At 69.4% G+C, this 25,081-nt stretch carries 22 protein-coding genes and 1 riboswitch; of the genes, 10 read left to right on the top strand and 12 right to left on the bottom strand.

Going from position 1 to position 25,081, the window contains the following annotated elements:
* Window positions 1-105 precede the first annotated feature (105 nt).
* Window positions 106-1,074, top strand: coding sequence for a diacylglycerol/lipid kinase family protein (locus ADK65_RS23835; protein ID WP_053672412.1), 969 nt, complete (start codon window positions 106-108; stop codon window positions 1,072-1,074).
* Window positions 1,075-1,394: 320 nt separating this feature from the next.
* Window positions 1,395-1,652, top strand: a complete 258-nt coding sequence (locus ADK65_RS23830) for a WhiB family transcriptional regulator (protein WP_016639615.1) — start codon at window positions 1,395-1,397, stop codon at window positions 1,650-1,652.
* Between the two features lie 245 nt (window positions 1,653-1,897).
* Here ADK65_RS23830 and ADK65_RS23825 read toward each other — a convergent pair whose 3' ends face one another.
* Both ADK65_RS23825 and ADK65_RS23820 read right to left on the bottom strand, forming a co-directional pair.
* Window positions 1,898-3,364: a sensor histidine kinase gene (locus ADK65_RS23825; RefSeq protein ID WP_053672411.1), complete on the bottom strand. Its 1,467-nt coding sequence runs from the start codon at window positions 3,362-3,364 to the stop codon at window positions 1,898-1,900.
* A 352-nt stretch (window positions 3,365-3,716) separates the two neighbouring features.
* On the bottom strand, window positions 3,717-4,406 hold the full coding sequence (locus ADK65_RS23820; protein WP_053672410.1) for a TetR/AcrR family transcriptional regulator: 690 nt from the start codon (window positions 4,404-4,406) through the stop codon (window positions 3,717-3,719).
* Between the two features lie 96 nt (window positions 4,407-4,502).
* Here ADK65_RS23820 and ADK65_RS23815 point away from each other — a divergent pair, with 96 nt between their 5' ends.
* Window positions 4,503-5,255 carry an SDR family oxidoreductase gene (locus tag ADK65_RS23815; protein WP_053672409.1) on the top strand — a complete coding sequence of 251 codons (753 nt, stop codon included), beginning with the start codon at window positions 4,503-4,505 and terminating at the stop codon, window positions 5,253-5,255.
* A gap of 45 nt (window positions 5,256-5,300) precedes the next feature.
* Here ADK65_RS23815 and ADK65_RS23810 read toward each other — a convergent pair whose 3' ends face one another.
* Window positions 5,301-6,368 (bottom strand): SIS domain-containing protein, encoded by a 1,068-nt coding sequence (locus ADK65_RS23810; RefSeq protein WP_053672408.1) that lies wholly within the window; start codon window positions 6,366-6,368, stop codon window positions 5,301-5,303.
* A 289-nt stretch (window positions 6,369-6,657) separates the two neighbouring features.
* On the opposite strand from ADK65_RS23810, the gene nagB reads away from it, so the two are divergent.
* Window positions 6,658-7,443 carry a glucosamine-6-phosphate deaminase gene (nagB, locus tag ADK65_RS23805; protein WP_053672407.1) on the top strand — a complete coding sequence of 262 codons (786 nt, stop codon included), beginning with the start codon at window positions 6,658-6,660 and terminating at the stop codon, window positions 7,441-7,443.
* Between the two features lie 271 nt (window positions 7,444-7,714).
* Here the strand turns inward: nagB and ADK65_RS23800 are convergent, their stop codons facing one another.
* The 4 genes from ADK65_RS23800 to ADK65_RS23785 form a co-directional block, all read right to left on the bottom strand.
* The gene (locus ADK65_RS23800) at window positions 7,715-9,253 is read right to left on the bottom strand and encodes a glycoside hydrolase family 3 protein (protein ID WP_053672406.1); all 1,539 of its coding nucleotides are present in this window, start codon (window positions 9,251-9,253) and stop codon (window positions 7,715-7,717) included.
* A gap of 9 nt (window positions 9,254-9,262) precedes the next feature.
* Window positions 9,263-10,108, bottom strand: a complete 846-nt coding sequence (locus tag ADK65_RS23795) for a carbohydrate ABC transporter permease (protein ID WP_053672405.1) — start codon at window positions 10,106-10,108, stop codon at window positions 9,263-9,265.
* The gene (locus ADK65_RS23790; RefSeq protein ID WP_053672404.1) at window positions 10,105-11,094 is read right to left on the bottom strand and encodes a carbohydrate ABC transporter permease; all 990 of its coding nucleotides are present in this window, start codon (window positions 11,092-11,094) and stop codon (window positions 10,105-10,107) included. Before ADK65_RS23790 ends, ADK65_RS23795 begins: the two co-directional genes overlap by 4 nt.
* Window positions 11,095-11,196: 102 nt before the next feature.
* Complete coding sequence (locus ADK65_RS23785) at window positions 11,197-12,477, bottom strand: extracellular solute-binding protein (protein WP_053672403.1); 1,281 nt, start codon at window positions 12,475-12,477, stop codon at window positions 11,197-11,199.
* A 313-nt stretch (window positions 12,478-12,790) separates the two neighbouring features.
* Between ADK65_RS23785 and ADK65_RS23780 the strand changes: the two genes are divergently transcribed.
* The 5 genes from ADK65_RS23780 to ADK65_RS23760 all read left to right on the top strand — a co-directional run bounded on the left by ADK65_RS23780 (window position 12,791) and on the right by ADK65_RS23760 (window position 19,339).
* Window positions 12,791-13,555: a GntR family transcriptional regulator gene (locus ADK65_RS23780; protein WP_053672402.1), complete on the top strand. Its 765-nt coding sequence runs from the start codon at window positions 12,791-12,793 to the stop codon at window positions 13,553-13,555.
* Window positions 13,556-13,694: 139 nt separating this feature from the next.
* Complete coding sequence (locus tag ADK65_RS23775; protein ID WP_199825692.1) at window positions 13,695-13,961, top strand: DUF3311 domain-containing protein; 267 nt, start codon at window positions 13,695-13,697, stop codon at window positions 13,959-13,961.
* A complete protein-coding gene (mctP, locus tag ADK65_RS23770) occupies window positions 13,958-15,586 on the top strand; it encodes a monocarboxylate uptake permease MctP (protein WP_053672400.1) in 1,629 nt (542 codons plus the stop codon). Before ADK65_RS23775 ends, mctP begins: the two co-directional genes overlap by 4 nt.
* A gap of 138 nt (window positions 15,587-15,724) precedes the next feature.
* Window positions 15,725-15,857, top strand: a riboswitch (cobalamin riboswitch).
* 123 nt (window positions 15,858-15,980) lie between these two features.
* A complete protein-coding gene (locus ADK65_RS23765) occupies window positions 15,981-18,332 on the top strand; it encodes a ribonucleoside-diphosphate reductase subunit alpha (protein WP_053672399.1) in 2,352 nt (783 codons plus the stop codon).
* Window positions 18,332-19,339, top strand: coding sequence for a ribonucleotide-diphosphate reductase subunit beta (locus ADK65_RS23760; RefSeq protein ID WP_053672398.1), 1,008 nt, complete (start codon window positions 18,332-18,334; stop codon window positions 19,337-19,339). Before ADK65_RS23765 ends, ADK65_RS23760 begins: the two co-directional genes overlap by 1 nt.
* Here the strand turns inward: ADK65_RS23760 and ADK65_RS38940 are convergent.
* Window positions 19,252-19,494 (bottom strand): hypothetical protein, encoded by a 243-nt coding sequence (locus ADK65_RS38940; protein ID WP_199825691.1) that lies wholly within the window; start codon window positions 19,492-19,494, stop codon window positions 19,252-19,254. The two genes, ADK65_RS23760 and ADK65_RS38940, sit on opposite strands and share 88 nt — an antisense overlap.
* A gap of 93 nt (window positions 19,495-19,587) precedes the next feature.
* Here ADK65_RS38940 and ADK65_RS23750 point away from each other — a divergent pair, with 93 nt between their 5' ends.
* Entirely contained in the window at window positions 19,588-20,550 is a 963-nt protein-coding gene (locus ADK65_RS23750) for a GlxA family transcriptional regulator (protein WP_053672396.1), read from the top strand.
* Window positions 20,551-20,563: 13 nt separating this feature from the next.
* Here ADK65_RS23750 and ADK65_RS23745 read toward each other — a convergent pair whose 3' ends face one another.
* The 4 genes from ADK65_RS23745 to ADK65_RS23730 all read right to left on the bottom strand — a co-directional run bounded on the left by ADK65_RS23745 (window position 20,564) and on the right by ADK65_RS23730 (window position 25,069).
* A complete protein-coding gene (locus ADK65_RS23745; RefSeq protein ID WP_053672395.1) occupies window positions 20,564-21,934 on the bottom strand; it encodes a cytochrome P450 in 1,371 nt (456 codons plus the stop codon).
* Window positions 21,931-23,016, bottom strand: coding sequence for an epi-isozizaene synthase (cyc1, locus tag ADK65_RS23740; protein ID WP_107092366.1), 1,086 nt, complete (start codon window positions 23,014-23,016; stop codon window positions 21,931-21,933). Before cyc1 ends, ADK65_RS23745 begins: the two co-directional genes overlap by 4 nt.
* Before the next feature lie 294 nt (window positions 23,017-23,310).
* Window positions 23,311-23,961 (bottom strand): peptide deformylase, encoded by a 651-nt coding sequence (def, locus tag ADK65_RS23735; RefSeq protein ID WP_053672393.1) that lies wholly within the window; start codon window positions 23,959-23,961, stop codon window positions 23,311-23,313.
* Between the two features lie 127 nt (window positions 23,962-24,088).
* Window positions 24,089-25,069: a tetratricopeptide repeat protein gene (locus ADK65_RS23730; RefSeq protein ID WP_053672437.1), complete on the bottom strand. Its 981-nt coding sequence runs from the start codon at window positions 25,067-25,069 to the stop codon at window positions 24,089-24,091.
* Between the last annotated feature and the right edge of the window lie 12 nt (window positions 25,070-25,081).

The following is a 25,081-nucleotide window of genomic DNA, read 5'->3' as shown; positions in this document are numbered from 1 at the left end:
AGCCCCCGTCGTACACGCCCCCCGAGGTGCCGTTCACCTCCGCTCTCTTACCGGATCCCTACCTCGGTATGGGCCCGGTACCCCCCAGTAGGTACGCTGCCAGTCATGCGTGCACTCCTCGTGGTCAATCCGGCGGCAACCACCACAAGTGCGCGCACACGCGACGTACTGATCCACGCGCTCGCCAGCGAGATGAAGCTGGAGGCGGTCACCACCGAGTACCGGGGGCACGCCCGCGACCTCGGCCGGCAGGCGGCGGACAGCGACGACATCGATCTGGTGGTGGCCCTCGGCGGCGACGGCACGGTCAACGAGGTGGTCAACGGCCTCCTGCACGCCGGCCCCGCGCCGGGCCATCTGCCCGGCCTGGCCGTGGTCCCAGGCGGCTCCACCAATGTCTTCGCCCGCGCCCTGGGCCTGCCCAACGACGCCGTGGAAGCGACCGGCGCCCTGCTGGACGCCCTGCGCGACGGCAGCGAGCGAACCGTCGGCCTGGGCCTGACCTCGGGCACGCCGGGCACGGAGGACGAGTCGGTGCCGGCCCGCTGGTTCACCTTCAACGCGGGGCTCGGCTTCGACGCCGGTGTGGTGGGCCGTGTGGAGCAGCATCGCGAGCGGGGCCGGAAATCCACACACGCTCTCTACGTGCGCCAGGTGATGCGCCAGCTTCTGGGCGAGCCGAACCGCCGGAACGGGACGATCACACTGGAACGGGCCGGCGAGGATCCGGTCACCGATCTGGTGCTGTCCATAGTCTCGAACACCTCCCCCTGGACGTTTCTGGGGAATCGCCCGATCTACGCGGCGCCTAAAGCCTCGTTCGATACCGGCCTCGATCTCTTCGGTCTCAGCCGTCTCTCCACCGCGGCGGTTGCCCGGTATGGCACCCAGTTGCTCACTTCGTCCCCCGAGCGTGGACCCCATGGCAAGCACGCCACCTCTCTGCACGACTTGACAGAGTTCACCTTGCATTCGAAGGTCCCGCTCCCCCTCCAGATGGACGGTGACCACCTGGGGCTGCGGACCAGCGTGACGTTCACAGGCGTACGCCGTGCACTGCGTGTGATTGTGTGAGCAGAACTGGCTAAAGTCCTTTCACTCGAACGTTTAGGCCAGGATCCACCCCATGGAAGTACGGCTGTGACCTAGTCGACACCGAAGAATCAAAAAAAACTTTCCAGAAGGGGTTGTATCCGCCGCTGAGGTTTGCGAGTCTCTACGTGGCGATCGGGACGGCCCGCAAGACCGGCCTCCACTGATCACCAGAACCCCTCTCCAACTCACAGGACCTTCGTCAGGGTTCCCTGACGGTCGGCCCTTCACTTGTTGAGGGATTCGTGAAAGCGTTCACATTCACAAGCACCTGCACGTAATACCAAGGAGAGGTAGCAGCCATGGACTGGCGTCACAACGCCGTTTGCCGCGAGGAAGACCCCGAGCTCTTCTTCCCCATCGGCAACACCGGTCCTGCGCTGCTGCAGATCGAGGAAGCCAAGGCCGTCTGCCGTCGCTGCCCGGTTATGGAGCAGTGCCTGCAGTGGGCGCTCGAGTCCGGCCAGGACTCCGGCGTCTGGGGTGGTCTCAGCGAGGACGAGCGTCGCGCCATGAAGCGCCGCGCCGCCCGCAACCGGGCCCGTCAGGCCTCCGCCTGACAACCCACCCCTGCTGACAGCCTGAGCTTGGCGGCGCGTGTGCCTCACGGCATTACTCCGTAGACAGCGCGTACGCATCTCCCGCCCCCGAGCCGCAGCGCGCAGTTCCCCCGATGCGCTTAGTAAAGCAGCAACGAGCTTTAGCCCCGGGCCACTTGATGGCCCGGGGCTCATTGCTGTCCGGGACCGGCGCGGGGCCTCGGATTCTGCTCCTTCTGGGACCGCCGCGGGGTGCTCGGATCGCGCTACTTCTGCGACCGCACCGGAATGTCGAGGATCACACGGGTGCCGCGCTCCGGCGCCGGGACCATGTCGAAGGTGCCGCCCAACTCGCCTTCCACCAGGGTCCGCACGATCTGCAGGCCGAGATTGCCGGCGGTGTGCGGATCAAAGCCTTCCGGCAGGCCGACCCCGTCGTCCTGGACCGTGACCAGCAGTCGGGCCTCCTTGGTCGTGCCACCGCGAACCGCCGACACCTCGACCGTGCCGGTGTCACCCTCGCGGAAACCGTGCTCCAGCGCGTTCTGCAAGACCTCGGTCAGCACCATCGACAGCGGCGTGGCCACCTCGGCGTCGAGGATGCCGAAACGGCCGGTGCGCCGGCCCGCCACCTTGCCCGGGGAGATCTCCGCGACCATCGCCAGGACGCGGTCGGCGATGTCGTCGAACTCCACGCGTTCGTCCAGGTTCTGGGAGAGCGTCTCGTGCACGATCGCAATCGATCCGACGCGCCGCACCGCCTCTTCCAGGGCCTCGCGCCCGCGGTCGGACTCGATGCGCCGGGCCTGGAGGCGCAGCAGGGCCGCCACCGTCTGAAGGTTGTTCTTGACGCGGTGGTGGATCTCCCGGATCGTCGCGTCCTTGGTGATCAATTCGCGTTCGCGTCGTCGCAGTTCGGTGACGTCCCGAAGCAGGACGAGGGAACCGATGCGGGTGCCCTTCGGCTTGAGCGGGATCGCGCGGAACTGGATGACGCCGTCACTGGCCTCGATCTCGAACTCGCGCGGCGCCCAGCCGCTGGCGACCTTGGCGAGTGCCTCGTCCACCGGACCCCGGGTCGGGGCGAGTTCGGCGGTGGTCCTGCCCAGGTGCTGGCCGACGAGGTCGGAGGCGAGGCCGAGCCGGTGGTAGGCGGACAGGGCGTTCGGGGAGGCGTACTGGACGATGGCGTCGGCGTCGAGCCGGATCAGTCCGTCGCCCACGCGGGGCGAGGCGTCCATGTCGAGTTGCTGGTTGGCGAACGGGAAGGACCCGGCCGCGATCATCTGAGCCAGGTCGGAGGCGCTCTGCAGGTAGGTGAGCTCCAGGCGGCTCGGGGTGCGCACGGTAAGGAGGTTGGTGTTGCGCGCGATGACTCCGAGGACGCGCCCCTCCCGCCGTACGGGGATCGACTCGACCCGGACGGGCACCTCCTCACGCCACTCGGGGTCGCCCTCGCGCACGATGCGGCCCTCGTCGAGGGCGGCGTCCAGCATCGGGCGGCGCCCGCGGGGGACGAGGTGGCCCACCATGTCGTCCTGGTACGAGGTCGGACCGGTGTTGGGCCGCATCTGGGCGACCGAGACGTACCGCGTGCCGTCGCTGGTGGGGACCCACAGGACCAGGTCGGCGAAGGACAGGTCGGAGAGCAGCTGCCACTCCGACACCAGCAGGTGCAGCCACTCGAGATCGGTGTCGTCGAGGGCGGTGTGCTGGCGTACGAGTTCGTTCATGGAGGGCACGTGTGCGAGCGTACCCGGGGGTTCTCACGGCCCTGAAACACCCGCGGGCCGCGGCGCCTGAGAGGGACCCTCAACCCTCCCGGCACCGCAGCCCGGAGCAGCATCGGCCGTGGGGTGTGCGGTCCCGGTCGGCCGAAGGATGAGGAGCCGGGGCAGTCAGGGCAGAGAGCCTCGGTTCCTCGGTCCGCCTTCCTGTGCGGGGAAGACGGAGGCTGGTGCGCGTTGCACTCGCGCTCTCGTTACGCATTGTGGACTAGACCACTTGAGGGTGTCCATGCGTGGGAGGTTGTTCGTTGTTGTCATTTCCGCGACGCGTCGGACGCAGCGGAGTCCAGCAGGCAGCCTAACCCGTGTGGGTTCCTGTGCGGGGCCAGATGGACAGGGCAATTTCCGCGACCGCCTCTAGTTCCTCCCTGCTCGCCCCATCGCGCGCCTGTTGTGACATGCCCTGGATCATCGCCCCGGTGTGACGGGCCAGTGCGGCGGCGTCGGTGGCCGGCGGCAGCACGCCGGCGGCGACATCGGCCCTGATACGGCTTTCGAACGCGGCGATGTTGGCGTTGCGGCGGTCCCGCAGCGACTGCTCCACCTCCGGGTTCGAGCAGTTCGCGGCGGCGTGGACGACGAGGCAGCCGTGCGGGTGGCCGGGTTCGGTGTAGGTGGTGGCGGCCTCGCGCAGGGTGCGCTCCACGGCGGCCCGGGCGGTGGGCTCCTCGGTGAGGGCGCGCTCGGTGAAGGAGCCGTATCGCGTGCCGTACACCTGGACGACCTCTTCGAAGAGGGACCGCTTGTCGCCGAAGGCGGAGTAGAGGCTGGGGGCTCCGATGTCCATGACGCGGGTGAGGTCGGAGACGGACGTCGCTTCATAGCCGTGCTCCCAGAAGGCCAGGAGAGCCTTCTCGAGTGCGGTTTCCCGATCGAAGGAGCGGGGGCGGCCGCGGGGCCTGGCCTTGGCCTTGGCGGGACCGGCGGCCGTCGCACTCGTGGCGTCGGGCGTCTTCGACACCTTCGCGGTTCCGTCCTCGTTCACCATGGGGTGCATTTTATAGCGGGCACTAGAGAAATGGAGCCGGCCTGCTGTACGGTCATTTCTGTAGCGACCGCTAGAAAAATGAGAGGGGGCGCCGCCATGGGCGTGCTCACGGGCAGGACGGCACTCGTCACGGGGGCGAGCAGGGGCATCGGGCGAGGCATCGCCGAACGGCTGGGGCGCGACGGCGCCCGCGTCGCGGTGCACTACGGCAGGAACGAGACGGCGGCCAAGGAAACGGTCGCGGCAATCGAGGGGGCCGGAGGCTCGGCGTTCGCGCTGGGCGTGGAACTGGGGACACCCGGGGACGCCGAAGCACTGTGGGAAGAGTTCGACCGGCACGCCGACGGGCTCGACATCCTGGTGAACAACGCGGCGATCGGCACCACGCGGCCCATCGATCAACTGGAGGAGCGGGAGTACGACGAGGTCTTCGCGGTGAACGTGAAGGCACCGTTCTTCATCCTCAAGCACGCCATGGCGCGCCTGCGGGACGGCGGCCGGGTCGTCAACATCTCGTCGGGGCTGGCCCGGACGGCGGCAATGCCCGACAACGTGGCGTACGCGATGACGAAGGGCGCTCTGGACGTCCTGTCACGGGACCTGTCCAAGGTGCTGGGGCACCGGGGCATCACGGTGAACTCGGTGGCCCCGGGGATCATAGACACGGACAACACGGCGCCCCTGCTGCACGGCAGTCCCGACGGCTGGGCGAAGGCCGCGGCGTATTCGGCGCTGGGTGGGGTGGGCCGGCCCGCAGAGGTGGCCGACGTGGTGGCGTTCCTGGTGTCGGACGGCGGGCGGTGGACAACGGGGAGTTGGGTGGACGTGACGGGGGGTTCGCTCACCTGACCGCGCGAGGGAGGGACGCGGGCGGGCCCCGGCCTTCCCCCGCCCTCAGCGGGTCTCCGTCACCTTCGCCAGCGCCCGGGGCGCGTCCGGGTCCTGACCCCGGGCGATGGTGACCTCGTAGGCCAGGAGCTGAAGGGGGATGATCTCCAGCACGGGCTGGACCTCCTCCGCCACGCCGTCCGTGGGCAGCACGAAGCCTGCCGAGGCCTGCTCCACCTGGTGCCGGGGGCCGATGACGACGAGATCGGCGCCGCGGCCGCGCAGCCGGTCCAGGACGGGCTGGAGGGCTTCGCCGCCCTTGCCGTCGGTGACCACAGCGATGACCGGGGAGACGTTGTCGACCATGGCGAGCGGTCCGTGCAGCAGGTCCGCGCCGGAATAGGAGAGGGCGGGGATGTAGCTGGTCTCCATCAGCTTGAGGGCGGCCTCCTTGGCTGTGGGGTAGCCGTAACCGCGAGAAGTGATCACCATGCGCTCGGCGAAGCGGTAGCGGGCGGCGAGCGCGCGCACCTCCCCCTGGCGGGCGAGCAGTTGCCCGGCGAGCTCCGGCAGCACCCGCGCAGGCGCGCCGTCGCCGCCCCGCAGACCCTCGACGAAGAGGTAGAGCGCGAGAAGGGAGGCCGTGTACGTCTTGGTCGCAGGGAGGGCCTTCTCGGGCCCGGCCATGATGTCGATGTGGTACTCGGAGACACCGGCGAGCGGTGAGTCCGGGTTGTTGGTGACGGCCAGCGTGACGGCGCCCGCCTCACGGGCGGCCCGGGTCGAGGCGACCAGGTCGGGGGAGCCGCCGGACTGGCTGACGGTGACCACCAGAACGTCCGTGAGGTCGGGCCGGGCGCCGTAGGCCGTGGTGGTGGACATCGAGGTGAGTCCGCAGGGCAGGCCGAGCCGGATCTCCAGGAGGTACTTGGCGTACAGGGCGGCGTTGTCGGAAGTGCCGCGGGCGGTCAGTAGGACGAAGCGGGGCGTGCGGGCGGCGATCTGCCGGGCCACGTCCTGGATGACGGGGGCGCCCTCGGACAGGATCCGGCGCAGCACGGCGGGCTGCTCCGCCATCTCGCGGGCCATGGTCCGGCCCGGGAGTTCGCTGAGGGGGTCCGGTGCGGCTGTCATGGCGGGTTTCCTTCCGGGGGCGGGGCGGGTGCAGACCCCATTCCACTCCCCCGGGCCGGACACCGCCCGCCCGGGATGCTTGATCGCATGTCCGCAGCATGTCCGCTCCTTGTGCACCCGCGTTGTTCACCCGCTGGTGACCTGGTCGGCGCAGCGGCGCCACCCGCGCGGGAGCGCCGGTACGCACCCTGGGAGCGGCAGGACCGCTCTGTTAGATTGGTCTAAACCACACGACCCCCTCCCGGGTCAGGTCCCAGTTGAGCAGTCCTTTCAGATCGGCAGGCCCAGCGTGGAAGTTGTCATCGTTCCGGACACCAAGGCGGGCGGCGAGCTCATCGCCGAGGCCATGGCACAGCTGCTCCGGCGCAAGCCCGACGCCCTGCTCGGCGTGGCCACGGGCTCGACGCCTCTGCCGGTCTACGAGGCGCTGGCGGCGAAGGTGCGCTCCGGCGCGGTGGACGTGGGGCGGGCGCGGATCGCACAGCTCGACGAGTACGTGGGGCTGCCCGCCGATCACCCGGAGTCGTACCGGTCGGTGCTGCGGCGTGAGGTGCTGGAGCCGCTCGGGATCGGGATGGAGCAGTTCACCGGCCCGGACGGCACGGCGGCGGACATGCAGGGGGCGTGCGAGGCCTATGACAAGACGCTGTCGGACGCGGGAGGTGTGGACCTTCAGCTGCTCGGCATCGGGACCGACGGACACATAGGTTTCAACGAGCCGTGCTCGTCACTGGCATCGCGGACACGGATCAAGACGCTGACCGAGCAGACCCGGATCGACAACGCGCGCTTCTTCGACGGCGACATCACCCAAGTGCCGCACCACGTGATCACGCAGGGCATCGGCACCATCCTGGAGGCGCGGCATCTGGTGCTGCTCGCCACCGGCGAGGGCAAGGCGGACGCGGTGGCGGCGACGGTGGAAGGGCCGATCGCCGCGGTGTGCCCCGCGTCCGCGCTCCAGCTCCACCCGCACGCGACCGTCGTCGTCGACGAGGCCGCCGCGTCGAAGCTGAAGCTGGCCGGCTACTTCCGTCACACCTACGCCAACAAGCCGGACTGGCAGGGGATCTGAACCAGCCGGACCGGCAGGGGTCCGGATGCAGTGACCCGCGGGGTCGGTCCCGGCCGCAGCCGGGAGTCTCGTGCCGCCGCGGCGTCGTGCGCGACACCGCGGCGGCAGCTCCGAGGAGAAAGCCGAAGCCCGGCCGGAACCCATCGCTGTCGCGGGGGTCCCCATCCGCGTAGCCATCCGTACCGCCGCGGACCGGACCGGCACGGCCGGTTCACCTCCGCGCCCTTCGGGCCGGTTCACCTCCGCGCCCCTACGGCCGGTCCCCCCTCCCTCACAGGCCTGTGATCCCGGCGATCACTTCGGCAGCCGCCCGGCCGCAGACGCGGGCCGCGCCGTGGGTGGCGATGTGCAGGGCGCCACGCGGGGCAGCCTGGGGGACGCCCATCTCGACGACGACGGTGTCGGGGCGGGCCGCGAGCAGGGTGTCGAGGGCCGTAGCCATCCAGGGGTGACGGTGTTCGTCGCGGACGACCGCGACGATGCGGCGCGGGCCGGCCGCCTCCAGGGCCGCCCGTCCGGCACTCTCACCGGCCGCGCTCTCCGGCCCGTCCCCGGCCGGGAAACTGCCCGTCACCGTGCCCGGCAGGAGGTGCACGAGCTCCGCGGCGATGCCCCAGGGGGTCTCGTCGCCCACCGCGATGTTGGCCACAGGGGTGAGGGCGGCGACGTAGGGCGGTTCCGTGAGGGGCTTGAAGGTGTCGGGGCTGCCGAGACCGGGTGCGGCGGTCACGGTGAGGGCGCGGCGGGCGGCGTGCAGACCGATCTCGGTGCCGGGGGTGCTCGCGGCCGGGCGGCCCGACGCGCCCGCCCAGCGGGCCAGTGCGCGTACCCGGCCGGCGGCCTCGGCGAGGCGTTCCTCCGCGAGCTCACCCGCCCGCACGGCCCCGACGAGGGCGTCCCGGAGGCGCAGCACGGTCGCGTCGTCGGCGAGGCCGCCGCCCACGCAGATCGCGTCGGCGCCCGCGGCGACGGCGAGGACGCTGCCGCGTGCGATGCCGTAGGTGCCGGCGATGGCCTGCATCTCCATGCCGTCGGTGACGATGAGGCCGTCGTAGCCGAGCTCCTCGCGGAGCAGGCCGGTGAGGATGCGGCGGGAGAGGGTGGCCGGGCGGTCGGGGTCCAGCGCCGGGACCAGGATGTGGGCGCTCATGACGGCCCGGGTTCCGGCGGCGATGGCGGCACGGAAGGGGGTCAGTTCGCGCCCGGCGAGCACCTCGGCGCGGACGTCGATGCGGGGCAGGGCGTGGTGGGAGTCGACGGCCGTGTCGCCGTGGCCCGGGAAGTGCTTGGTGCAGGCGGCGACCCCGGCGGACTGCAGGCCGGTGACGTAGGCGGCGGTGTGCCGGGCGGCGAGTTCGGTGTCGGCGCCGAAGGAGCGGACACCGATGACCGGGTTGCGCGGGTCGGAGTTGACGTCGGCGGAGGGGGCCCAGTTGAGGTTGACGCCGCAGGCGGCGAGGCGCCGGCCCAGCTCGTGGGCGACCTGGTGGGTGAGCTCGACGTCGTCGACCGCGCCGAGGGCGTGGTTGCCCGGGAAGGAGGATCCGCTGCGCACCTCCAGGCGGGTCACGTCACCGCCCTCCTCGTCGATCGCGACGAGGACGTCGTCACGCTCGGCCCGCAGCTGGGCGGTCAGGGCGGCCAGTTGGTCCGGCGAGGCGATGTTGCGGCCGAACAGTCCGACGGAGGCCAGGCCCTCGCCGAGCCGGCGCAGCAGCCAGTCGGGGGCGGTGGTGCCGGTGAAGCCGGGCTGGAGGACGGTCAGGGCGTCGCGGGTGAGCGTGTCGGTGCCGTCGGCGAGTGTCGTCATCGGGTGAGGTCATCCCTTCACTGCGCCGGCGGTCAGGCCCGCGGCCATCTTGCGCTGGACGAGGAGGAAGAGGGCGACGATCGGCACGGCCATCATCGTGGCGCCGGCCATCATCGGGGCGTATTCGGTGCCGTGTTTGGTGGTGAAGTTGCCGAGCCAGACGGTCGCGGTCTGGTTCTTCTGGCTCAGGAGCATCAAGGCGTACAGGTACTCGTTCCAGGCCTGGATGAAACCGTAGACCGAGGTGGCGACCATGCCGGGGGCCAGGAGCGGGAAGACGACCCGGAGGAAGGCGCCGGTGCGCGAGCAGCCGTCGACCATGGCCGCCTCCTCCAGTTCCTTCGGGATGTTGACTATGAAGCCGCGCAGCGTCCACACCGTGAACGGGAGGACGAAAGTCAGGTACGTGATGATGAGGCCGGTCAGCCGGTCGTACTGGCCCAGGTCGTTGAGCAGCAGGAACACCGGGATGATCATGGCGACCAACGGCACCATCTGGACCGCGAGGATGCCCACGATCACGATCTTGCGGCCGCGGAAGGCGAAGCGGGAGATGGCGAGCGCGGCCAGCAGCCCGACCGCCATGCCGATGACGACCACGGCCAGCGACACGACCAGGCTGCGGCCCACCGGCCCCCAGAAGTCGGCGATGTCCAGCGCCCGGTTGAAGTTGTCCAGGGTGAAGCCGGTCGGCAGCAGGCTGGGATCGGGGTCGATGGCGTCCTTGGCGGGTTTGAACGCGGTGTTGAGCATCCAGTAGAGCGGGAACCCCGCGACGAGGAAGACCAGGAGACCGAGGAGGTTCCAGCCGAGCCGCGGGTTCCTGCGGCGGCGGGCTGCGGCGAGCGTGCTCATTCGACCTCTCCGATCTTCAGCATCTGCCGCATGTAGACGGCGACCACGCCGAGCAGCAGCAGGACGGTGATCAGCGCGATGGCCGAGCCCTGGCCGTAGTCGTTGACCACGAACGCCCGGTCGTAGGAGTAGGTGTTGAGGACCTGGAACTCCGGCTCGGGGTGGCCGCCCCGCATGACGAACACCTGGGGGAAGACGCCCATGTCCCAGATGACCGACAGGGTCGTGAGCATCACGATGATCGGCTTGAGGACGGGCAGGGTGACGAACCGGAACACGCCCCAGGAGCCGGCGCCGTCCAGCCGGGCGGCCTCCTCCAGCTCCTTCGGGACCTGGGTGAGACCGGCGCTGAGGGTGATGACCACGAACGGAACGGCTCCCCAGATCACCAGCAGCATGATCACGGCCAGGCCCTCGGGGCCGCTCGCGAACCAGTTGTGCCCGACCATGTCGACGCCGGGCAGCTTGCTGAGCAGCGCGTTGAAGACGCCGTAGTCCGAGTCGAAGAGCCATTTGAAGACGGTGGTCGCCACGATCACCGGCATGCCCCAGCTCGCGACCAGCACGATGTTGATGAGCATCTTGAGCCAGCCGGAGACCCGCTGGAGCAGCAGGGCGAGCGCCATGCCGATCACCATGGTGCAGACGACGGCGCCGGCCGCGAAGACGATCGTGCGCACGACGACGGCCCAGAACTCGCCGTCGCCCAGTACCTCGGCGAAGTTGTCGAACCCGACCGTCTCGGCCGGCTGGAAGCCCCACAGCTGGGACTGCCCGAACTTCTGGAAGGACAGGGTGACCAGGCGGGCCAGCGGATAGCCCATGACCAGGGCGAGGATCAGCAGGCAGGGCGCGAGCAGCAGCCAGGGGACCGAGGCCCCGCCCGACGTGCGCTGCCCGCGGGGCCGCCGGTCCTTCGGGGGCGGCGGTGGTGCCTGCCGCGGTGGCGGCACCTTAACGGTGGTGGTGGTCTCTGCGGCACTCATCGCGCGCTCCTTGACGATCCCTCAGGTCGTACGGGATGCAGTCGTACGGGATGCAGGGCCCCGTCGAGGACTGCGGGGAGGCGACGGGGCCCTGCGCTCAGGTCACTTGTTGTTGATGACCTTGTCGATCGCGGCGTCCGCCTCCTTGGCGGCGGCCTCGACGGACTTCTTGCCGGTGCCGATGTTCTGCAGCATGGTCTGCAGGACCTGGGCCTTCTCGACCTGGCCCCAGCCGGGCGCCATCGGCACGAACCAGCTGGACTCGGCCGCGGTGGCGGGGACGGCCGTCTTCGGGTCGTTCTTGAGCGTCGCGAGGTCGGTCTTGTTGTTGGGCAGGTTGCCCTTGGCCATCAGGCCCTTCTGACCGGAGGAGCCGGTGAACGCGTTGATCCACTCGGCGGCCAGGGCCTGCGCGTCGGACTTCACCGGTACGGCGAGGTCGGAGCCGCCCAGGAAGACGGGCATGTTCTTGCCGGACGGGCCGGGCATCACGAAGTTCTCGAGGTTGCCCTTGAGCTTGCCGGTCTTGTCGTTCTTCGGGTCCTCGGCGGTGGCGCCCTCCCAGGCGGCGGCGAAGATCATGGCGGACTTGCCCTGGCCGTAGACGATGTAACGGTCGGACTCGTCCTTGGTCTTGTCGCCGTGCATATAGGAGTCGACGACGTTCTTGAACTCCTTCAGGCCTTTGAGGGACTCGGGCGAGGAGAGGGAGGCCTTCCACCGGCCGCCCGACTCGGTGGCGATGGCGCCGCCGGCGTCGTAGACGAAGGACATGGCCGCGTACCAGTCGCGGGTGGGCTGGTACCAGGCGCTGAACTTGTCGCCCTGCTTCTTCTGGATCTTGTCCAGGGCGGCGGTCAGCTCCTTGTAGGTCTTCGGCGTCGACTTCACGCCGACGGACGCCGCCACGTCCTTGCGCCAGTTGGCGACGCGGCCGCCGGCGTAGTACGGGACGCCGTAGGTCTTGCCGTCGTAGGTGACGGAGGCCTTGAGGCCGTCCAGCCAGGCGTCGGAGTTGTCGAATTTCGCCTGGTCGAGGGGGGCGAAGGCGCCCTTGACCATGTAGCCGAGCATCTCGGTGTTGCCCATCTCGACCACGTCCGGAGCCTTGTCCGTGGCGAGGACGGCGTCGAGCTTGGCGTTCTTGTCGGGCCAGCCGTAGTACTCGTGGTTGATCTTGAGGCCGGGGTGCTTCTTCTGCACCGCGGCGTCGGCGGCCTTCACCAGTGCGGGCCAGTTGTTCTGGGCGTCGACGGTGAGCCAGACGGTCAGCTCCTTGGCGTCCGCGCCCTTGTCCGAGCCCCCGTCACCCTCGCCCCCGCATGCCGCGATGGAGACCATCATGCCCGCGATACCGATCGCGGCTGTCAGCTTGCGCTTCACGCCACCCTCCTCAGGGATCCCACAACCCCCCTGGCTCCCCGCAGTGAACGTGGGGCCGGGCCTGGACCAATGGTGTAGACCAGTACGAGGAGCTTGGACCGGACCAGAAGGCCTGTCAAGGGCCTCGATACGGCTCTGACCAGCTGTTATGCGACCTACATATGCAGGAACCTTTAAGTAAGAAGCCAGCGAAAACCCGAGCGGAACACGGCATACTGCGGGTAGACCACAGGGAATGGTGGACTAGACCAAAAGAGGCGCCGACGGTATACAAGTGGGATCGAGTCGGCAGACCGGGCCGGGAAGGCGGAGCATGAGCACCGACGTCAGCAGTGCGGAGAACGAGAACGGGGTGCCCGTCCGTACCGCGCGTGTGCCCAAGTACTACCGCCTGAAGAAGCACCTGCTCGACATGACGGAAACCCAGGCGCCGGGCACGCCGGTTCCGCCCGAGCGCACGCTGGCGGCCGAGTTCGACACCTCGCGCACGACCGTGCGCCAGGCGCTGCAGGAACTGGTCGTCGAGGGCCGGCTGGAGCGCATCCAGGGCAAGGGCACCTTCGTCGCCAAGCCGAAGGTCTCGCAGGCACTGCAACTGACCTCGTACACCGAGGACATGCGCGCCCAGGGTCTCGAACCCACCTCGCAGCTGCTGGACATCGGCTACATCACCGCCGACGACCGCCTGGCCGGGCTGCTCGACATCACGCCCGGCGGCCGCGTGCTGCGCATCGAGCGGCTGCGCATGGCCAACGGCGAGCCGATGGCGATCGAGACCACCCACCTGAGCGCGAAGCGCTTCCCGGCGCTGCGGCGCTCACTGGTGAAGTACACGTCCCTCTACACCGCGCTGGCCGAGGTCTACGACGTCCGGCTCGCGGAGGCCGAGGAGACCATCGAGACATCGCTGGCGACCCCGCGCGAGGCCGGTCTGCTGGGCACCGACGTCGGGCTGCCGATGCTGATGCTCTCCCGGCACTCGCTGGACCGGGACGGCCGGCCGGTGGAGTGGGTGCGCTCGGTCTACCGCGGGGACCGGTACAAGTTCGTGGCCCGCCTGAAGCGGCCTGCCGAGTGACCGCGTCGCTGGGCTTCCGTCGCTGCTGACGCCTGGTTTCGGTTGGGTACCGCATTGCGGACGAGGGGTTCCGTTCCCGCCTCACCCTGACCTAGATTGCCTGCGCCGCAAGTGATCACCAAGGGGACGGAGCCGCCTGATGTCGCAAGCCCCACAAGCCAGCAGAGGGCCGGTGGTGACGCCCGTGCGCGTCGTCATCGCGGTCTGCCTCATAGCGCCCTTCGTGGCCATGCTGTGGGTCGGCTCGTACGCCAAGACCGACCCGGCCTTCATCGGGATCCCGTTCTTCTACTGGTACCAGATGGCCTGGGTGCTGATCTCCACCGCTCTGACGATGATCGCCTACAAGCTGTGGCAGCGTGACCAGCGCGCCCGCTCGGCCGCGAAGGGCGGTGCGTCGCAGTGAAGGACGGCGTGAACGGCGTCGCGCTCGGCGTCTTCATCTTCTTCTTCCTGGCCGTCACGGTCATGGGCTTCCTGGCCGCGCGCTGGCGCAAGGCCGAGAACGAGCACAGCCTGGACGAATGGGGCCTGGGCGGCCGCTCGTTCGGCACCTGGATCACCTGGTTCCTGCTCGGCGGCGACCTGTACACGGCGTACACCTTCGTCGCCGTGCCGGCGGCGATCTACGCGGCGGGCGCGGCCGGCTTCTTCGCGGTGCCCTACACGATCCTGGTGTACCCGCTGATCTTCACCTTCCTGCCCCGCCTGTGGTCGGTCTCCCACAAGCACGGCTACGTCACCACGTCCGACTTCGTGCGCGGCCGTTTCGGCTCGAAGGGCCTGTCGCTGGCGGTCGCCGTGACCGGCATCCTGGCGACGATGCCGTACATCGCGCTCCAACTGGTCGGCATCCAGGCCGTACTGGACGTGATGGGCGTCGGCGGCGGCGAGAACACCAACTGGTTCATCAAGGACCTGCCGCTGCTGATCGCCTTCGGCGTGCTGGCGGCGTACACGTACTCGTCGGGCCTGCGGGCTCCCGCGCTCATCGCGTTCGTGAAGGACACGCTGATCTACATCGTCATCGCGGTGGCGATCATCTACATCCCGATCAAGCTGGGCGGCTTCGACGAGATCTTCGCCAAGGCCGGCGAGGCGTACGGCCAGACCAACCCGGCGACGGGCGCGCCGCGCGGTGCGCTGACACCGGCCGAGCCCGGCCAGTGGACGTACGCCACGCTGGCGCTGGGCTCCGCCCTCGCGCTCTTCATGTACCCGCACTCCATCACGGCGACGCTGTCCTCGAAGAGCCGTGAGGTGATCCGCCGCAACACCACGATCCTGCCGCTGTACTCGCTGATGCTGGGCCTGCTGGCACTGCTCGGGTTCATGGCGATCGCGGCCGGGATCAAGGTGCAGAACGGGCAGCTGGCGATCCCGCAGCTGTTCGAGACGATGTTCCCGGACTGGTTCGCGGGCGTGGCGTTCGCGGCGATCGGCATCGGCGCGCTGGTGCCCGCCGCCATCATGTCCATCGCGGCCGCGAACCTGTTCACCCGCAACATCTACAAGGACTTCATCAAGCCGGACGCCACTCCGGCGCAGGAGACCAAGGTGTCCAAGCTGGTCTCCCTGCTCGTGAAGGTCGGCGCCCTGGCCTTCGTCCTCACCATGGACAAGACGGTCGCCATCAACTTCCAGCTGCTGGGCGGCATCTGGATCCTGCAGACCTTCCCCGCCCTGGTCGGCGGCCTGTTCACCCGCTGGTTCCACCGCTGGGCGCTGCTCGCGGGCTGGGCGGTCGGCATGATCTACGGCACGGTCGCGGCGTACGGCGTCGCCTCCCCGACCCAGAAGCACTTCGGTGGCTCCGCGAAGGAGATCCCGGGCATCGGCGAGATCGGCTACATCGGCCTCACGGCGTTCGTCCTGAACGTGGTGGTGACGGTGGTCCTGACCTTCGTCCTGAAGGCCCTGAAGGCCCCCGACGGCGTCGACGAGACCAAGCCGGAGGACTACACGGCGGACGCGGGCGACCCCGGCGTCCAGGTGGAACTCCCGCCCGCGACGGCCGGCTCCGCGCACTGATCCCAGGGTTCCGGCCCACCACGAACACCCCGCAGCGGGCCGTCGTGACCATGTGTCACGGCGGCCCGCTGTCACGTAGAGATGACGCTCCGACACCACCGCGACACAACATCTGGGGGTGCCAACCGAGCCCGGCACAAGATGTATGCTCATGCTCGCTGCCGCCGCAGGGGAATCCGGTGCGAATCCGGAACTGTCCCGCAACGGTGTACCCATGCCCATATGCGCATGGGAGTCAGTCCGAGGACCTGCCGACAGCGCGCCCGGCCACCCGGCCGGTGTGCCCTGACGTCCGGGCCTCGTGGAATGGGCCGGTGGACGCGACGCCGCGTGCGCTCGTGTGCTGCCCCCTGCCCTCGACGAGGTCCCCGTGCCGAGCGAGGGAGAGCCCCACGTGACCATCGCGCCAGCCGAACCGGTCTCAGCCGCCGAAGAAGAGCACGACGCCCCCGGTGCCGCGCTGCTGCGGACCCTGACCGAGCTGACCGCCGACCTCCCCGACGCCGATCCCGGCCGGGTCGCCGCGGCCGCGCTGCGCGGCCGCTCCGCGCGGGCGGACGAGCGGGAGTTGCGGGAGCTGGCGACGGAGGCCGCGGCCGGTCTGATCTCCGAGGACCCCGCCTACTCCCGGCTGGCCGCCCGGCTGCTGACCATCGGCATCCGTGAAGAGGCCGCCTCGCAGGGCGTCACGTCCTTCACCGAGTCCGTCGCGGTCGGCCACCGCGAGGGCCTCATCGCCGACCGGACCGCCGAGTTCGTGCGCGTCCACGCCGCCCGTCTCGACGCGCTGATCGACCGGGCGGCCGACGACCGCTTCGGCTACTTCGGCCTGCGCACGCTGCACAGCCGCTACCTGCTGCGCCACCCGCACACCCGCAAGGTCGTCGAGACGCCCCAGCACTTCATGCTGCGGGTGGCCAGCGGCCTCGCCGAGGACGACACCACGCGCGCGCTGGACGAGGTCGCGGCGCTCTACGGGCTCATGAGCCGCCTCGACTACCTCCCCTCCTCCCCCACCCTGTTCAACTCCGGCACCCGGCACCCCCAGATGTCGTCCTGCTACCTCCTCGACTCCCCCAAGGACGAGCTGGACTCCATCTACGACCGGTACCACCAGGTGGCCCGGCTGTCGAAGCACGCCGGCGGCATCGGACTCGCGTACTCCCGCATCCGCGCCCGCGGTTCGCTGATCCGCGGCACCAACGGCCACTCCAACGGCATCGTCCCGTTCCTGAAGACCCTGGACGCCTCGGTCGCCGCCGTGAACCAGGGCGGCCGGCGCAAGGGCGCGGCGGCGGTCTACCTGGAGACCTGGCACTCCGACATCGAGGAGTTCCTGGAGCTGCGCGACAACACCGGTGAGGACGCCCGCCGTACGCACAACCTGAACCTCGCGCACTGGGTGCCGGACGAGTTCATGCGGCGCGTGAACGCGGACGCCGACTGGTCGCTGTTCTCCCCCTCGGACGTGCCCGAGCTGGTCGACCTGTGGGGCGAGGAGTTCGACACCGCCTACCGGGCGGCCGAGGCGAAGGGCCTCGCGAAGAAGACCCTGCCCGCCCGCGAGCTGTACGGCCGCATGATGCGCACCCTGGCGCAGACCGGCAACGGCTGGATGACCTTCAAGGACGCCGCCAACCGCACCGCCAACCAGACGGCCGAGCCGGGCCACGTCGTGCACTCGTCCAACCTGTGCACGGAGATCCTCGAGGTCACCGACGACGGGGAGACGGCGGTCTGCAACCTCGGCTCGGTGAACCTCGGCGCGTTCGTGACCGGCGGGGACATCGACTGGGAGCGGCTGGACGAGACCGTCCGCACGGCCGTCACGTTCCTCGACCGGGTCGTGGACATCAACTTCTACCCGACCGAGCAGGCGGGCCGCTCCAACGCCCGCTGGCGTCCGGTCGGCCTCGGCGCGATGGGCCTTCAGGACGTCTTCTTCAAGCTGCGCCTGCCCTTCGACTCGCCCGAGGCCAAGGCCCTGTCCACCCGCATCGCCGAGCGCATCATGCTCGCCGCCTACGAGGCCTCCGCCGGCCTCGCCGAGCGCAACGGCCCGCTCCCGGCCTGGGAGAAGACCCGTACGGCCCGGGGCGTGCTGCACCCCGACCACTACGGCACCGAGCCGACCTGGCCGGAGCGCTGGGCGGCCCTGCGCGAGCGCGTCACCACGACCGGCCTGCGCAACTCGCTGCTCCTCGCCATCGCGCCCACGGCGACGATCGCGTCGATCGCGGGCGTGTACGAGTGCATCGAGCCGCAGGTGTCCAACCTGTTCAAGCGCGAGACGCTGTCGGGCGAGTTCCTCCAGGTCAACTCCTACCTGGTGGACGAGCTGAAGCGGCTCGGCGTGTGGGACGCCCGCAGTCGTGAGGCCCTGCGCGAGGCCAACGGCTCGGTGCAGGACTTCGCCTGGATCCCCGAGGACGTCCGCGCCCTCTACCGCACGGCGTGGGAGATCCCGCAGCGCGGTCTGATCGACATGGCGGCGGCCAGGACCCCGTACCTGGACCAGTCCCAGTCCCTGAACCTCTTCCTGGAGACGCCGACCATCGGCAAGCTCTCCTCGATGTACGCCTACGCCTGGAAGTCCGGGCTGAAGACGACGTACTACCTGCGCTCGCGCCCTGCGACCCGCATCGCCCGCGCCGCACAGGCCACCGTCCCCGTGCAGGCCACCCCCGACCCCGAAGCGGTCGCCTGCTCCCTGGAAAACCCCGAGTCCTGCGAGGCCTGCCAGTAATGAGCACCCAGAACCTTCTCGACCCCGGCTTCGAGCTCACCCTGCGCCCCATGCGCTACCCCGACTTCTACGAGCGCTACCGGGACGCCATCAAGAACACCTGGACCGTGGAGGAGGTCGACCTCCACTCCGACGTCGCCGACCTCGCCAAGCTCTCCCCCGCGGAGCAGCACCTGATCGGCCGGCTGGTGGCCTTCTTCGCGACGGGCGACTCGATCGTCGCGAACAACCTGGTGCTGACGCTGTACAAGCACATCAACTCCCCCGAGGCGCGGCTGTATCTGAGCCGTCAGCTCTTCGAGGAGGCCGTGCACGTCCAGTTCTATCTGACGCTTCTCGACACCTACCTGCCCGACCCCGAGGACCGCGCGGCGGCCTTCGCGGCCGTGGAGAACATCCCGTCCATCCGCGAGAAGGCCTCCTTCTGCTTCAAGTGGATCGACTCGGTGGACAAGCTGGACCGGCTGGAGTCCCAGGCGGACCGCCGCCGGTTCCTGCTCAACCTGATCTGCTTCGCCGCGTGCATCGAGGGCCTGTTCTTCTACGGCGCCTTCGCCTACGTCTACTGGTTCCGCAGCCGGGGCCTGCTGCACGGTCTGGCCACCGGCACCAACTGGGTGTTCCGCGATGAGACGATGCACATGTCCTTCGCCTTCGACGTGGTCGACACCGTCCGCAAGGAGGAGCCGGAGCTCTTCGACGACCGGCTCCAGCAGGAGGTGACAGACATGCTCCGGGAGGCCGTCGAGGCCGAGCTGCAGTTCGCGCGCGACCTGTGCGGTGACGGCCTGCCGGGCATGAACACCGAGTCGATGCGGCAGTACCTGGAGTGCGTGGCGGACCAGCGGCTGACCCGCCTCGGCTTCGCTCCGGTGTACGGCTCCGAGAACCCCTTCTCCTTCATGGAGCTCCAGGGGGTTCAGGAGCTGACCAACTTCTTCGAGCGGCGGCCCTCGGCGTACCAGGTCGCGGTGGAGGGCACCGTCGACCTGGACGAGGACTTCTGAGCCGGCACCTCCTCGCGGGCCTCCTGAGCCTCCCGGATCTGACGGTCGATGCGCCTCTCGCGCACCAGGCCGATCACGGACGGGAGAATCAGGAGGACCAGGATCCCGAAGGTGGCGGTCAGTCCGATCAGTGCTTCTACCTGGTTGCTGTTCATGGACACCACTGTCGCGCTGATTGCTCCTTACCGTCAGTGGCAGTACTGCCGTGGACCCTCGAATTACTGCCACGGGCGAGGCACACTGGACGCATGCTGCAGAACGTGGCCGTCGCTCTCCTCGACGGCGTGAACCCCTTCGAACTGGGTGTGGTGTGCGAGGTCTTCGGCACCGACCGGAGCGACGAGGGCCTGCCGGTGTACGACTTCGCCGTCGCCTCGGCCGAGGGCCCGGTGCTGCGGATGAACTCGGGCTTCTCGCTCCAGGCCGAGCACGGCCTGGAGCGGCTGGAGACGGCCGACCTGATCGCCGTGCCGGCCGGGCAGAGCTACGCGCACCGGGACTTCCCGCCGGAACTGCTGGACGCCCTGCGCCGCGCGGTCGACCGCGGCGCCCGGGTGCTGAGCGTCTGCTCCGGCGTCTTCGTGCTGGCCGCGGCGGGGCTCCTGGACGGGCGCCGCTGTGCCACGCACTGGAAGCACGCCCAGGACCTCGCCCGGCAGTACCCACGCGTGGTGGTCGAGCAGGACGTGCTCTACGTCGACGAGGACCCCGTGATCACCTCCGCCGGCACGGCCGCCGGGATCGACGCCTGTCTCCACCTGGTGCGCAAGGAGCAGGGCACCGAGGTCGCCAACAAGATCGCCCGGCGGATGGTGGTGCCGCCGCACCGCGACGGCGGCCAGGCCCAGTACATCGAGCGCCCGCTGCCGCTCCCCGACGCCGACACGATCGGTGAGGTGCTGGCGTGGATGGAGCGGCACCTCGACGAGGAGGTCACCGTCGAGCAGCTGGCCGCCCGCGCCCTCATGTCCCCGCGGACCTTCGCCCGCCGCTTCCAGCAGGAGACGGGCACGACTCCCTACCGCTGGATCCTGCGCCAGCGTGTGCTGCTGGCCCAGCGGCTGCTGGAGGCGACGGACGAGACCATGGACGCGATAGCCGGCCGAACGGGGTTCGGCAACGCGGCCACACTGCGCCACCACTTCGTCCGGACGATCGGGACCACCCCGAACGCCTACCGGCGCACCTTCAGAGGCCCCGAAGCAGCCTGAAAGACGGCCTCGGTCACCGCGCGACCGGCCGTACCCGCAGGTCGTGCGGCCGGAGCGTGATACCCACCCGCGGATCGCCCTTGGACCCCGCCACCTGCTCGAAGCGATACCTGGTGGCCAGCGCCGCCGTGATCAGCGTCAGCATGGCCATGGAGAAGTGGTCGCTCGGGCACTTGCGGTTGCCCACGCTGAAGGGGCTCATGGCGTGCTTCGGGATGCCCTTGACCCGGTCCGGAAGCCAGCGGTCCGGATCGAACTCCAGGTTTCGCTCGAACGACCTCGGGTCGCGCTGGATCGCGAAGGGGCTGTAGATGATGTCCGCCCCGGACGGAATACGGTATCCACCGAGTTCCGTGTCCCGCACCGCCCGGCGCGTCAGAATCCAGACGGCCGGCCTCAAACGTATGCACTCGACCACGACATTGTTGGTGTGCCTGAGTCCTCGGACGTCTGCGAATGCCACCGGCTTCCCACCGGTGACGGCTTCGACTTCGTCGCGCACCCGGTCGGCGTGTTCGGGATGCTCCGCGAGCATATGCAACAGCCACATGATCGTGGAGGCGATGGTTTCACTGCCGGGGGTGAGGATCGCGACGACCTGATCGTGGATCTCCTGTTCCCCGATCGGCTCGCCATTGTCGTCCTTCGCCTCCAGCAATGCCGTCAGCAAATCGTCCGGCTTTTGACCGGATGCCCGGCGCTCGGCGACGATCTCGTCCACGAGGAGATGCAAATCGGCCAATGCCCGGTTGAATTCCCGGTTGGCCGGGAGCGGCAGGTTGTAGAGCGGACCCAGCGGGACCACCATCCGCCGGTACATCCCCCGGAAGACGGTGGCGAGGGCGACGCACAGCCGCTCGGCCCGCTCGTCCATGTACTCGCCGCGCAGCAGGCAGCGGGCCGCGACCCGCACGGCCACCCGAAAGGACTCGGAGGTGCAGTCGATCGTCTCGCCGGGCTTCCAGCGCTCGATGAGCGCGTGGGCCTCCTCCTCCATGATCGGGCCGTAGGCGGGGATGGCGTCGAGCCGGAAGGCGGGCTGGATGGTGCGCCGCTGACGCCGGTGCCGCGGGCCGTTCGCCGTGGCCACACCCTCCTTGCCGAGCAGGCCCTCCAGGGACTCCCACAGCGGCCCGGCGATGATGAAGTCGTTGCTCAGCGCCAGGGCGCCGGTCAGGGCCGGAGTGGTGACCGCGTACACCGTCTTGGGCCCGAGCTTGAGCCGTACGACGTCGCCGTCGTCGCGCAGCCGTGACATGAACGCCAGCGGGTCGCGCGCCAGCTTCCAGCCGTGCCCGAGGGCCGGGACACCACCGCCCGCCCGGGGCGGTTCCCGCAGCTGCACGGCCGGCGGGGTTTCGGGCTGTACAGACTCGACGGTCATGACTCACCTGCCGCTTCGTTGTTGACGTACGGGGGCGTGGACCGGTCGTCCCAGCTGTCGACCATGTACCGGCCGGACTCGTGGTGGAACCAGTAGACGGAGCTGAACCAGTTCCGCATATTGCCCAGACAGGCCCGCACGGCGGCGCTCAGTTCCTTCCCCCGCACGGTGCCGTCCGCGAGCTCGTCGGCGAACCGTAAGGCTTCCTGCTCGACATCGAGAAAATCGGCGATGCATTTCTCGACACGGCGCCGGACTTCCACGACCGCCTGTTCCAGGGTCAGCCCCTCATGGATGATGAGGCTGATTCCGAGATTGTGCACCTCGTCGCCCGCTATCTCTTTCGGCAGCGAGCACAGATCGTTGTACCATGCGGCGAATTCTTGACTCAGTAACGCAGCCCTACGGAACGCCGGGTGTTTCCGCACGCGGTCGGGCAGTTCGCAACCGGCGGCCGGCTCCAGCAGGTCCGTCCATATCCAGTGCGCGAAGGTGAGCCGACGCAGCCGAAGGTATTCCTCGACCGTCGGAACGATTCCCTGCGTGCGATTGTGGAACTCCCGGTCGTACGCGTCGATCACCGCGTGGAAGTGCCGGGCGAACCGGAGGTTCCACGTCTGGGGCAGGAAGGCGTACAGCCGCAGCACGCTGTCCGCGAACCCGGCGACCAGTGGATCCTCGTGGTGCAGATGCTCCCGGGGGGAGTAGAGGGCCGAGTGCAGCCGGTCCCGCAGCAGCCGCCAAGCCGCGGGGCGCCCGTGCACGATGTCGCGGTCGTGACGGTCGTCCCAGACGAAGAACCACGCGCTGTAATCGGCGATCGCCTGCATGACCTCGTCGGGGGAACCGATGTAGTACCCCGCCATGAGGTCGGTGTAGCAAAGGCCGTCGGCATATTCCTCCACCTTGTCCGCCGGCATGAGCCGCTTTTCGAGCAGCCAGGCCCGGGTCTTCTCCTGGCACTTCGGCCAATACGGGTGGAGTCGCCGGGGAAACTCCGCCTCGATCACCGGGAGAGAGAGCGATGGTGGAACTGCGATCGTGGCCGGTGTCGATGTGGTGCCGTGTGACAAAGCATGCACGAACTAACCCCTCTCAGCCGCCAGTTGGCGCGGGCGCCCCTCCCTTCGTGCCGGGCGTGCGCCGTTGCATACCCCGCTCATCCCATTCAGCACTACAACTGACCGGTCTGGGAACGTATTTGCTTCATTCACCACCCCACATCGCCGGGAACCTCCCGTTGTGTGGCTTCCCGCGGTCCACGGGAGAGCAGCAGCGGTCGAGCATGCGACGGCCAGGCGAACAGCACAGAGGAACGGCGCCTGTTCGGGGTGGGAAACCCGAGCAGACGCCGTGCGGCTGGTGAGGCCGAGGTCTCAGTCGTTGGCCACCACGGGGTAGCGAGGCTCGTTCTCGGCCATCTGGCGCAGGGCATCCTTGCGCTCGCGCTTGGAGAGCCGGTCGATGTACAGGTAGCCGTACAGGTGGTCCGTCTCGTGCTGCAAACACCGAGCGAAGTATCCGGTGCCGCGCACGCGGATCGGGTTGCCCTTCTCGTCCTGCCCGGTCACCTCGGCGTAGTCGGGCCGGGCGAGCGGGGCGTACGCGGTGGGCACCGACAGACAGCCCTCGTTGCTGTCGTCCAGGCGGCGCTTGTCGGCGGGCAGTTCGACGAGCTTGGGGTTGCAGACGACACCGGTGTGCCGGACGCCCTCGTCGTCGGGGCAGTCGTAGACGAAGACCTTCGCGTCGACGCCGATCTGGTTGGCGGCGAGGCCCACGCCCTCGGCGGTGCGCTGGCTGGCGAACATGTCCGCGACGAGCTGCTGGAACTCCTCGCCGAAGTCGGTGACGTCCTTGCACTCCTTGTGCAGCACCGGGTTCCCGACCACCGTGATCGGCCGCGAGGTACCGCGCTCCCGCCAGGCCGCCTCGCGCTCCTCGCAGTCCTCCGTGTCGATCACGTACCCCTCGTCATCGACGGGGAGCACGCCCGCACGCTGCTGATCGGTGTCCTGCTGAGCCATGACGTTACGTACGCCTTCCTGAACAAATCCGAGCCGGGATGCAGATACAGGGTACGGGGAGGGCGCCCCCTCAGGGGCGCGGGGAACTGCGCGAACGACCACGACGGGCCCGCACCCGCACGACGGCCTAACAGACCTCTTCCAAATCCCGCCAGTCACGAGAATCCGGGCTGTCGGCGACCCACCCGTCCAGAAGCCCCCGAACCAGCGAAGCCGGCGCAGCCAGTCCGCACTCCCGCTCCGGCACCCACAACTGCCCGTCCGTCCGGTGCCCCAGCGGCCCGGGATGCCCCGGCTCACTGTGATCGTGCGGGTCGAGGTGCTCACCGTCACCCTCGTCCGAGGGCATACGGGACTCGGAGCACATCCGGCACAGCAGCCGCACGGAAGAGGACCAGTCCTCCGCGGCGAACCCGGCGTCCGCCGCGAGCTGCTCCAGCGCGTCCCGGTCCGACTCGGTCGCCGCCTCCAGCAGCACCACCCAGGTCGGCACCGGCGAGGGCGCCCACAGCTCGATCTCGTCGAACACCGGGTACGTGTGCCCGGCGGCAGTCGTCCGCTCCCCGTGCGGCACGCCGTCGTGCAGGACGACCTCGCCCCAGCGCCGCCCCGACGACGGCAGCGGAATGGACAGCACCTCGATCCGCGCGGGATCCAGCCGCCGCCCCCACACGACCTCGGCCTCCCCCTCCGGCGACAGCCGTACGGCCGCACTGCCGAGGTCCATGCCGAGGGGTTCACCGGAGTCGTTGGCCGCCCCCGGCACCCGCAGCCCGTAGGCCTGCCAGGCGCGCCGGGCCAGCGGCCAGTCCTGCAGCGCGGTCGCGGCGATGCCGACGTTCCACCAGTCGGGCGCGCCGGTGTCCCGGTCGAGCAGTGCCACGGCCCTGAGGCCCGCCGCCCGCGCCTGCTCCCAGTCGTGCCGGAACTTGTGCAGCAGCGCGAGGTTGAACCAGGACTCGGAAAGCCAGGGCTCCAGATCGGCGGCACGTGTCAGCAGTGCGCCTGCGTCCTCGTACCGGCCGTCGCCGATGAGGGTGAACGCCCGGTCCGTGGCCTGCCGCCAGGAGGCGGAGGGCCGGTGCCGTCCCTTGCCGAAGATCCTCACGATTCCCGCCTG

It is taken from the genome of Streptomyces sp. NRRL B-1140 (assembly GCF_001280065.1).
Taxonomy (GTDB): Bacteria; Actinomycetota; Actinomycetes; order Streptomycetales; family Streptomycetaceae; genus Streptomyces.
Note: the sequence above shows the minus strand (reverse complement) of the source record. Positions and strands in the feature narration are given on the sequence as shown.